The following is a 9,514-nucleotide window of genomic DNA, read 5'->3' as shown; positions in this document are numbered from 1 at the left end:
CGGACTGTTAATCCGCAGGTCCCCCGTTCGAGTCGGGGAGGGGGAGCCACTTAGTTGGCTCTTAATCGCCTCACCCACTTCATTCTATTTTAATTCCTAAAACAACGCGTTTAGACATTAAATAACCCTAATTCAATCAAGTTGTTAAACCCGTTCTAAAAAGGGATAATAGACCTAATCTGTTTTTCTTTTTAATTCGCGGGCATTGTCCGTCAAAATTCCTCGAAGGAATTGCGTTATTCATGACTGAATTTTTACTGCTATTGATTGGTACAGTACTGGTTAACAACTTTGTGTTGGTTAAATTTCTCGGCTTATGCCCGTTTATGGGTGTGTCTGGCAAACTTGAAACTGCCATGGGCATGTCTATGGCCACTACATTTGTACTCACCCTTGCCTCTGCGTCGAGCTACCTAGTGGAAACCTATTTACTTGCTCCACTGGGCATCGGTTACCTTAGAACGCTTGCTTTTATTCTTGTTATCGCGGTGGTGGTTCAGTTCACAGAAATGGTCGTGCACAAAACCAGCCCTACCTTATATAGATTGTTAGGTATTTTCCTTCCTCTTATCACAACCAACTGTGCAGTGCTTGGTGTAGCGCTATTAAACCTTACCGAACAGCATAATTTCATGCAGAGTCTTATTTATGGTTTCGGCGCTGCTGTGGGATTCTCTCTGGTACTGGTGTTATTTGCGGCCATGCGTGAGCGTTTAGCTGCTGCTGATGTACCTGTATCTTTTAAAGGTGCCTCAATCGCTATGATAACCGCTGGCCTGATGTCCCTTGCATTTATGGGCTTTAGTGGACTGGTGAAAGTGTAATGACGATATCTACCGCTATTATATTCGCCGTTGTTGCCATTGGCGTCCTTGCGCTTATTTTTGGCTTAGTTCTGGGCTACGCGAGCATTCGCTTTAAAGTTGAGGGCGACCCGCTTGTTGAGCAAATAGATGCCGTACTACCACAAACTCAGTGTGGCCAATGCGGATATCCGGGCTGCAAGCCTTATGCTGAGGCAATTGCTGAAGGTGATGATATTAATAAGTGCCCACCTGGTGGCGAGGCAACGATTAAAAAACTCGCAGATTTGATGGGAGTTGAACCTAAACCCCTTGATGCAGCTCATGGCGAAGAAGACGTTAAAAAAGTCGCGTTTATACGCGAAGACGAATGTATCGGCTGTACCAAATGTATTCAGGCCTGCCCTGTCGACGCCATTTTAGGTGCCGCCAAACACATGCACACGGTTATTACTGATGAATGTACAGGGTGTGACCTATGTGTAGATCCCTGCCCTGTCGACTGTATCGACATGGTGCCAATTGCTCAAACAACTTCTACATGGAAATGGGATTTTGAATCATCGCCCAAAGGTGATATCCCCATCAAAATGGTGTCGTAATTGTGATGTATCCAAGTTTTGATTCAATTATAGAAACCCTTGAAGCGGGAAAGATGTACTCATTTCCAGGTGGCGTACATCCCGACGATAAGAAATCTCTATCTAATACATCAGTAATAAAGAAACCGTCGTTACCCGAATTATTGATTGTTCCTTTAAGGCAGCACATTGGCTCAGAGGGTATCTGCTGCGTAGAAGTTGGCGATACCGTATTGAAAGGCCAAATTCTTTCGCAAAGCTCATCGCCTTTTTCTGTGCCAGTTCATGCGCCAACCTCGGGCGAGGTTGTTGCGATTGCTCCGCATGTTGTAGCACACCCTAGCGGCCTAACAGAAATGTGTATTTCGATACGTCCTGACGGTAAAGACACATGGTGCGACCTATCTCCAGTAGCAAATTATAGCGACATAGATAAGAACAAGCTTATAGAAGCTATTTGCCAAGCAGGAATTTCAGGAATGGGTGGTGCCGGCTTCCCTACCCATATAAAAACCTCAACATCTAAACCTGTTGAGTTTCTTATTTTAAATGGGATTGAGTGCGAGCCTTACATTACTTCTGATGATCGATTAATGCGTGAGCACGCCTGGCAAATACGCCAGGGTCTAGACATTCTTACTCACCTTATTGGGCCGAAGGCCATTGTAGTTGCGGTTGAAGACAACAAGCCAGAGGCTTTCGAAGCACTTAATATTGCCTGTCAGGATAAGAAAGACTATCGCGTTGTTAGCGTTGAGACTAAATACCCTGCCGGCGGCGAAAAACAGCTGATTCAGGTACTGACTGGCCGAGAAGTTCCAAGAAATGGATTGCCTGCCGACGTAGGCGTGATGATGTTCAACGTTGGTACCTGCTATGCCATTGCAGATGCTATTTTACACGGCAAGCCGCTGATTGAACGGGTTGTTACCGTAACTGGTGAAGCCGTTGAATCACCAAGCAATTTTAGAGCGTTGTTGGGTACGCCCGTCTCTCATCTATTGGATGAAGCAAACTACAACCCGAAAAAACAGAAAGTACCTAAAGTGATTATGGGCGGGCCTATGATGGGCTTTACCTTATCAGACGCTACGATCCCCGTGGTTAAAACCACAAACTGTTTACTGGTTCCTGCAAAAAAAGAGCTGGTAGACGACAATGCAGAGCGCCCCTGTATTCGCTGTAGCGCATGCGCCGACGCATGCCCTGCGTCGTTGCTCCCCCAACAAATGTTTTGGCACGCCAAAGCAAAAGAATACGATAAAGCCGAAGAATACGACCTTTTCGACTGTATAGAGTGCGGCGCATGCGCTTACGTTTGCCCCAGTGAAATCCCCCTGGTGCATTACTACCGCCAGGCTAAATCTGAAATACGCATTCAGCGTGATGAAAAGAACAAGGCTGAGAAAGCTAAACAGCGTTTTGAGGCACGTAAAGAACGCTTAGACCGCGAAAAATTCGAGCGAGAAGAAAAACATAGAAAAGCGAAAGAAGCACGCTTAGCCGCCAACAAGGCCAAAGAGCAAAATGCTGTGGCAGCTGAAAATGCGAATAGCGCTGTTGATGCTGGCGCAACTGAAGCTAAGGACAAAGTAGCGGCGGCGCGTGCGAAAGCGAAGAAGGCGGCTATGCAGGCTAATGCGAATGCTGAAAGCAATCCAGCTAATGCCGACGAACCAAGCACTGCGGCAGACGATAAAAAAGCACAGGTAGCAGCAGCTATTGCCAGAGCTAAGGCGAAAAAAGCCGCACAAGCCCAGAATGAAGCTCAACTTGAAAGCGCGGATAAGCAAGTTGAGCAAGCGTCACCGCCAGAAGATGATAAAAAGGCAAAGGTTGCTGCAGCAATCGCCAGAGCAAAAGCGAAAAAGGCCGCACAAGCTCAAAACGAAACGCAAGATGAAAGCGCTGTCGAACCATCAACCACAGAACAGCCAAGTAACCAGTCATCATCACCAGAAGATGAGAAAAAAGCTAAAGTTGCTGCCGCTATCGCTAGAGCAAAAGCAAAAAAAGCCGCGCAAGTCAGCCAGTCTGAAGCATCTTCAGCAGAAAAACCTGCGGGCTCTCAAGGCGAAAAGCACACTGAACTTTCCGATACTGAAACGAATTCAGAGCTAACCGCTGAAGCGCAGAAAAAAGCGCGTATTGCTGCGGCAGTCGCTAAAGCTAAAGCGAAAAAAGCAGCTAAAAATAGCGAAGACGGGCAGCCTGATAAGTCAGTTTCAGTGCAGAGTGCGCCAACTCAATTAGATGAGCAACCAGACAGTGGCTCCAAAGAACAGCTAGATGAAAAGCAAGCAAGGATCGCAGCGGCGGTAGCAAAAGCGAAAGCTAAAAAGGCCGCTTCGCAAAATACGCAAGTATCTATCCCTGATGGCGAGACTGATGCTAACAACGCTGCCTCGACAAATGAAGCTGACGAGAAAAAGGCGCGCATTGCTGCCGCAGTGGCAAAGGCTAAAGCAAAGAAACTTACTCAAGACAGTAATGGCAATGTAGCGACTTCATCAGATACTGCTGAGCAGGAAAGCAGTAAAGCATTTGAGCAGAGCGAATCGTCTAGCCATGTAGGTCAAGCAACAAGCGTGCGAGCCCCTTCTCAACTGACTGCACAAGATGAAAAGAAAGCGCGCATTGCAGCTGCAGTAGCAAAGGCTAAAGCAAAAAAAGTAGCAGCTGAACAAGAGAAAGAATCATAATGAAGTTAAGTTTATCGAGTTCACCACACCAAAGGGTAAGACGCGATACCGGCCAAGTCATGCGTATGGTGATTTACGCCATGATCCCCGGCATGATTGCACAATCCCTCTTTTTTGGTTGGGGAGTGCTAATTCAAGCGGTCATCGCAGTAGTGAGCGCCCTAGTTATTGAAGGCGTGATCCTCTTTCTGAGAAAACGACCTATTGAACGTACGCTGACTGATTACAGTGCGGTATTAACCGGGTTACTCATAGCCATTAGTATTCCTCCTACCCTACCTTGGTGGATGACGGTTACAGGTGTTTTCTTCGCCATCGCTGTGGCCAAACAGGTTTACGGCGGGCTTGGCTTTAATATTTTCAACCCTGCCATGATAGCGTATGTGGTACTGCTTATTTCATTCCCTGCGGCTATGAGCCTATGGCTGCCTCCTGCGACTCACGCTGGCATTACGCCAAGTTTCTTTGATTCGGTATCACTTATATTTACTGGTTTTACTACAAGCGGATACGATGTCACTCAACTCAAAACCATTGCCGATGGTGTAACCATGGCTACACCGTTAGACACATTGAAAACCGACCTAACGCAAGGCGTAACATACTCAGAGTCATTAGCGAAGCCAATCTTCGATGGCGGGGTATTCGAAGCTGCTGGTGCTGGGTGGGGAATGGTGAGTCTTGCGTATTTACTTGGTGGCCTCTACCTTTGGAAGACCCGCGTTATCAGCTGGCATATCCCGGGAGGTATGCTGCTAAGCGTGTTTGTTTGTGCATCACTGCTTCATTTAGCAAACGCCGATTACTACGCTTCACCGCTATTTCACCTGTTTAACGGTGCAGTAATGGTAGGCGCCTTCTTTATCGCCACCGACCCGGTTTCAGCGTCAACAACACCAAGAGGCCGCATTATATTTGGTGCAGCGATTGGCTTTTGGGTGGTAATAATCCGTACCTTTGGTGGTTACCCTGATGCTGTAGCGTTTGCGGTTATTATTATGAATATGGCGGTGCCTTTGATTGATTACTATACCCGTCCTCGCGTGTACGGCAAAAACGTTAAAGGTCGAGGTAAACACTAATGATGAAAGAAAGCCTGGCCAAAAACGGCCTTATGTTAGGTGCGTTTGCCGTTGTTACCACAGCATTAATAGCACTCACTTTTTTTGGCACCCAAGATAAAATTGAGCAACAAAAGCAGCAAAAACTGCTAAGCGTACTTAATGAAGTCGTGCCTAGCGAATTCCACGACAATGCCCTTTACGCCAACTGCACAGAGGTCAATGCACCTGAACTTGGCAACAAAAAAGCCCACAAAATATATCGTGCGACGTTAAACGGCCAACCTAGCGCATTAGTATTAGAAGCCACTGCTCCAGACGGATACAGTGGAGATATCGATATCGTTGTTGGTGTAAAAGTGGATGCACACGTTGGTGGAAACACACAAGGCAGCTCGAGTACTGACTCGCTCGACGGTGAGAGCGAAAATCTCAATATCACCGCGTTAGCGCTCTCAGAGTTGGCCGAGCTTGACTCAACACCTCAGAAGTCATCTGAGCAAGACGAGAATGCGTCCGATATTTCTGCGCCCAACACTAATAGAATCAGTATGAGGGTGCTTGGCGTACGCGTTATCGAACACAAAGAAACCCCTGGCCTTGGCGATAAAATAGAGCTTGCCGTTAGCAACTGGATAACGACGTTCAGTAACAAGCCTTTTTCACCCGACAATTTGGCGCCTTGGCAGGTCAAAAAGGACGGTGGTGAGTTCGATCAGTTCACTGGCGCTACCATCACGCCGAGAGCAGTAGTAAGAGCAGTACGCGAAGCCTTGCTTTATGCACAGGCCAACCAATCTGCACTTTTCAACGCTCCTAACACCTGCGCAATTACAGATTCCGTTGAAACAATTGATGCGATTAACGTGAATGAGGCTCAACCTCATAGTGTAGAGGAGCTATAACGTGACTGATTTTCGCGACCTGTCTTTACAAGGGCTTTGGAAGAACAATCCTGCGCTGGTACAACTGTTAGGTTTGTGCCCGCTATTGGCCGTTACCGCGACGTTTATCAATGGTCTCGGGTTAGGCCTTGCTACCATGTTGGTACTCATTGGCAGTAACGTTACCGTTTCACTCGTTCGTAATGTGGTAAGAAACGAAATCCGCATTCCCGTTTTTGTTATGATCATTGCTGCGTTCGTTACCATTGTTCAGCTATTAATGAATGCATACACCTATGACCTTTACTTAGCGCTAGGTATTTTCATTCCGCTGATTGTAACTAACTGCGCCATCATAGGCCGCGCAGAAGCCTTTGCGTCGAAAAACGGGCCGCTCGCCTCTGCCTACGACGGATTCATGATGGGACTGGGTTTTACCGCAGTGCTGGTCATTTTAGGTGGTATGCGTGAGATATTGGGTGCAGGTACATTGCTAGCAGGTGCAGACAGACTGTTTGGCTCAATTGCTGAGAACTGGACCATCACGCTTTTCAACACTGAAAATCCGTTTTTGCTTGCGATACTGCCGCCTGGTGCCTTTTTAGGTATGGGTCTTCTCATTGCTATCAAAAACAGTATTGATGCAAAGTTAGCCGCTAAGCAAACATCGCCTGCAGTGAAGGCTGAACGGGTACGCGTTACAGCTGAAAGCTAAACGCTAAAAATCAAAAACAAAAAAGTATTTAGAAATGAATGATGTAGTTAAGCCGGCCAAGCCGCTTTCTAAGCAGGAAAAAGTAAAAGAAATCATGCGAATACTGGATGACCTTTATCCGGAAATTCCTATCTTTTTAGATCATAAAGACCCATATACGTTACTCATTGCGGTTCTCCTATCGGCACAATGTACAGACGAGCGCGTTAACCAAATTACTCCGAAGCTCTTTGCTCGGGCAGATAATCCTTACGACATGGTATTGATGAGTATTGAAGAAATTCAAGACATTATCCGTCCTTGTGGTTTATCTCCCATGAAGTCCAAGGGCATTTGGCATTTGTCTGACATGATCATCAAGCAGCACAACGGTGAAGTGCCTGCAAACTTTGAAGCGCTGGAAGCCATGCCCGCAGTGGGTCACAAGACTGCCGCTGTGGTTATGTCTCAAGGCTTTGGCATTCCTGCTTTTCCCGTAGATACTCATATCCACCGATTAATGTATCGCTGGGGGCTGTCGAACGGAAAAAGTGTAGAGCAGACAGAGCGTGACGCAAAACGTTTGTTCCCAAAAGAAAGGTGGAACGATTTGCATCTCCAAATCATTCTATATGGTAGAGAATACTGCCCTGCCCGCGGTTTCGACTTAAACAAGTGTGTTATCACACGCGAGTTCGGCAGAAAGAGTTTCATTAACGAAGTACTGAAGGAACAAGAGAAAAAACAAAAGTTGGCGCTTAAGAAGAAGCGTAAATAGAAACTTTCAGAGAGGAGCCTTAGGCTCCTTTTTTATTCTCCATTTATTTTCTCTTAAAAGAAATTTTGCGACTAACACACGACTTACGCTTGTGGTTTGCCTCGAAAGGGACAATCAAATTGGCTATGATGGATGGGTTAGAGTTTTGCTCGCGCAAATAAAAAAGAAATATAAAAATAAATCCATGGAGAACACATGTCTCGATTGAATACTATCGCTAGAAGGCTAGCGTTTGGTGCATTAGTAAGTGCATGCAGTTTTGGTGTTTTTGCAGAAACATCCCCCATCACTGACGAGCAAAAGAAAAATGCGGAAGCATTAATTCAAAAAGCCCTGAAAAGTGATCTAGGCTATAGCATTGTTGAATCACTAACCACTGAGATTGGCCCTCGCCTGGGCGGCTCTGAAGCAGAAAAACGAGCTAGAGATTGGGGCGTGGTGGTAGGAGAACGTCTAGGTTTTGATAAAGTCAGCGTAGAAGAATTCACTATGCCCTTTTGGGATAGAGGCCACCTACACATTTCACTCACGGCGCCTTATGCTCAACCGCTTTACGGCACAGCCCTTGGCGGTGCAGCGCCTTCTGAAAGCGAGATTAATGCAGACATCGTTTATTTCAGAGACATTCACGCGCTAACCGCAGTTAAAGATGGTGCCCTTAAAGGCAAAATTGCATTTGTCGATGGCGACGCCATGGTTAAAAGCCAAACAGGTGCAGGCTATGGTCAAGCGAACCAACGCCGCCGAATTGGTTGGCAACATGCTCAACGCGGCGGCGCTGAAGCGCTGGTCGTGCGCTCAGTAGGTTCAGACTCTCACCGTTTCCCTCACTCAGGCATGATGAGCTCAGACGGCGATAATTGGGCAGATATCCCCGTAGTCGCTATCTCAAACCCTGACGCAGACCATTTACGACGTCTACATAACTTAGGTAAACCGCTGTCACTGTCGCTTCACTCTGAATCGAAATGGAAAGGCGAAGTAAACAGCGGCAACGTAATACTGGATTTAGTGGGCAGTGAGAAACCCGAAGAGATTATCCTTATTGGCGGCCACCTAGACAGCTGGGACTTAGGAACCGGTGCAGTTGATGACGGCGCAGGCGTTGCTATTACCACGGCAGCTGCTGCATTAATTGCTTCACTGCCAGAGCGCCCAAAACGCACCATTCGTGTGGTCATGTTTGGCGCTGAAGAAGTGGGCCTATTAGGCGCCTTTGCTTACGCTAAACAGCACGAAAAGAACCTTAAAAATCACGTTCTGGCCACAGAATCTGACTTTGGTGCGCAAACTATCTGGCAACTAGTGTCAAATGTGAATCCCGAAGCGACTGTGCTAGTCGATGAAATTGCGAAGATTTTATCACCGCTAGGTATAGTGCGTGGCGGTTCAGACATTGCTGGCGGCGGCCCTGACATTATTCCGCTAGCAGCGAAAGGCGTACCAACGATTAGGTTAAATCAAAACGGTAGAGATTACTTTGATCTTCACCATACGCCAGATGATACCTTAGATAAAATTGCCCCCGATGAACTTGCGCAAAACATTGCAGCCTACGCAGCAAGTATATACTTGTTAGCCGATTCGGACGTTGACTTAAAAGCTAAACAATAGTTTCACGTTAGTAATCATCAAACAGTGGTCAGTGCATCTCGTGCTGGCCATTGCATACCAGTAATCTGCTTACCCTCGCCTCTGCTAGTCCGAAATGCTTACGTTTTATTGCGCTTGAATAAGCTGGGCCACAAATCGCTTTGCTTCTTGCCTTGATGGCAATTCTACATGCCGATAAGTATTCGCATGTTTATAGGCAACGGTTGTTTTATTTATGGAGATATTTGAAATTAACGCACCTGACATGGCGCTATTAAAGGTAGAGATAGAATCTTGAAATTGCATAGTAAATACTTCTTTTTTGATGTTATTTGTTTTGAATTCCTCGCAGGTTGGGTAAAGAAATCGAAAAACGATAATTAGGCTCTCCCCCTGTGTCAGGATAGTTGTCGCCTCA

Annotated in this window: 9 protein-coding genes and 1 tRNA gene (1 of these 10 cut by a window edge); 9 read left to right on the top strand and 1 reads right to left on the bottom strand. The window is 46.5% G+C overall.

Features of this window, described 5'->3' with window-relative positions:
* From ACX5KA_RS00705 to ACX5KA_RS00665, 9 genes are all read left to right on the top strand, one after another.
* Window positions 1–49 (top strand) — tRNA-OTHER (locus ACX5KA_RS00705) (it extends 28 nt beyond the left edge of the window).
* 193 nt (window positions 50–242) lie between these two features.
* The gene (gene rsxA / locus ACX5KA_RS00700) at window positions 243–824 is read left to right on the top strand and encodes an electron transport complex subunit RsxA (RefSeq protein ID WP_014975993.1); all 582 of its coding nucleotides are present in this window, start codon (window positions 243–245) and stop codon (window positions 822–824) included.
* Window positions 824–1,405, top strand: coding sequence for an electron transport complex subunit RsxB (gene rsxB / locus ACX5KA_RS00695; RefSeq protein ID WP_014975992.1), 582 nt, complete (start codon window positions 824–826; stop codon window positions 1,403–1,405). Before rsxA ends, rsxB begins: the two co-directional genes overlap by 1 nt.
* A 5-nt stretch (window positions 1,406–1,410) precedes the next feature.
* The gene (rsxC, locus tag ACX5KA_RS00690; RefSeq protein WP_458730244.1) at window positions 1,411–4,086 is read left to right on the top strand and encodes an electron transport complex subunit RsxC; all 2,676 of its coding nucleotides are present in this window, start codon (window positions 1,411–1,413) and stop codon (window positions 4,084–4,086) included.
* Window positions 4,086–5,168, top strand: coding sequence for an electron transport complex subunit RsxD (gene rsxD / locus ACX5KA_RS00685; RefSeq protein ID WP_039216698.1), 1,083 nt, complete (start codon window positions 4,086–4,088; stop codon window positions 5,166–5,168). Before rsxC ends, rsxD begins: the two co-directional genes overlap by 1 nt.
* On the top strand, window positions 5,168–6,052 hold the full coding sequence (locus ACX5KA_RS00680) for an RnfABCDGE type electron transport complex subunit G (RefSeq protein WP_458730208.1): 885 nt from the start codon (window positions 5,168–5,170) through the stop codon (window positions 6,050–6,052). The genes rsxD and ACX5KA_RS00680 overlap by 1 nt, the downstream gene beginning before the upstream one ends.
* Window position 6,053: 1 nt before the next feature.
* Window positions 6,054–6,746, top strand: coding sequence for an electron transport complex subunit E (locus tag ACX5KA_RS00675; RefSeq protein ID WP_039233136.1), 693 nt, complete (start codon window positions 6,054–6,056; stop codon window positions 6,744–6,746).
* Between the two features lie 34 nt (window positions 6,747–6,780).
* On the top strand, window positions 6,781–7,503 hold the full coding sequence (locus ACX5KA_RS00670; RefSeq protein ID WP_014975990.1) for an endonuclease III domain-containing protein: 723 nt from the start codon (window positions 6,781–6,783) through the stop codon (window positions 7,501–7,503).
* A gap of 195 nt (window positions 7,504–7,698) precedes the next feature.
* Entirely contained in the window at window positions 7,699–9,117 is a 1,419-nt protein-coding gene (locus tag ACX5KA_RS00665; protein WP_039216694.1) for a M20/M25/M40 family metallo-hydrolase, read from the top strand.
* Window positions 9,118–9,222: 105 nt separating this feature from the next.
* Here the strand turns inward: ACX5KA_RS00665 and ACX5KA_RS00660 are convergent.
* Window positions 9,223–9,514 (bottom strand): hypothetical protein (locus tag ACX5KA_RS00660; RefSeq protein WP_458730207.1); only part of this gene is annotated, 292 nt, incomplete at its 5' end.

It is taken from the genome of Alteromonas alvinellae, from assembly GCF_902705805.1.
This window is presented reverse-complemented; position numbering and strand designations above follow the sequence as displayed.

Coding starts and splice junctions, on each gene's coding strand:
- ACX5KA_RS00665 (WP_039216694.1), top strand. CDS start 7,699: ATGTCTCGATTGAATACTATCGCTAGAAGGCTAGCGTTTGGTGCATTA.
- rsxB (WP_014975992.1), top strand. CDS start 824: ATGACGATATCTACCGCTATTATATTCGCCGTTGTTGCCATTGGCGTC.
- ACX5KA_RS00680 (WP_458730208.1), top strand. CDS start 5,168: ATGATGAAAGAAAGCCTGGCCAAAAACGGCCTTATGTTAGGTGCGTTT.
- rsxC (WP_458730244.1), top strand. CDS start 1,411: ATGTATCCAAGTTTTGATTCAATTATAGAAACCCTTGAAGCGGGAAAG.
- rsxA (WP_014975993.1), top strand. CDS start 243: ATGACTGAATTTTTACTGCTATTGATTGGTACAGTACTGGTTAACAAC.
- rsxD (WP_039216698.1), top strand. CDS start 4,086: ATGAAGTTAAGTTTATCGAGTTCACCACACCAAAGGGTAAGACGCGAT.
- ACX5KA_RS00670 (WP_014975990.1), top strand. CDS start 6,781: ATGAATGATGTAGTTAAGCCGGCCAAGCCGCTTTCTAAGCAGGAAAAA.